Source organism: Mesorhizobium sp. M8A.F.Ca.ET.202.01.1.1 (genome assembly GCF_004791595.1).
Taxonomy (GTDB): domain Bacteria; phylum Pseudomonadota; class Alphaproteobacteria; order Rhizobiales; family Rhizobiaceae; genus Mesorhizobium.
In genome coordinates, this window is the sequence record NZ_SRUN01000068.1 from 1 (window position 1) to 484 (window position 484).

The following is a 484-nucleotide window of genomic DNA, read 5'->3' on the forward strand; positions in this document are numbered from 1 at the left end:
GTCAGCGCCGTCAACGGCTCGGCTGGCAATGTCGGCAACGACCTGGTCGGCACCTATGGCACGCTGCATCTCAACAGCGACGGCAGCTACAGCTATACGCTCGACAATGGCCTGGCCTCGGTGCAGCAGCTTGCCGAAGGCGCCACCGTCACCGACGTCTTCAGCTACACCAATGCCGACAATCACGGCGGCTCTTCGTCCGCCAACCTGACCATCACCATCACCGGCACCAATGACGCGCCGGTGGCGGTGGCCGATGCGGCGGCGGTGAAGGAAGACACCAACACGCTGGCCGATCCCAATCCGGTGAGCGGCAATGTGCTTTCCAACGACACCGATGTCGACAATGGCGACACCCACAGCGTCAGCGCCGTCAACGGCTCGGCTGGCAATGTCGGCAACGACCTGGTCGGCACCTATGGCACGCTGCATCTCAACAGCGACGGCAGCTACAGCTATACGCTCGACAATGGCCTGGCCTCGG

Annotated in this window: 1 protein-coding gene; it reads left to right on the forward strand. The window is 63.4% G+C overall.

All coding sequences use genetic code 11. The features are described 5' to 3' along the window. The coding region (locus tag EN845_RS35700) for a VCBS domain-containing protein (RefSeq protein WP_210235525.1) at positions 1 to 484 on the forward strand (484 nt) is incomplete at both ends.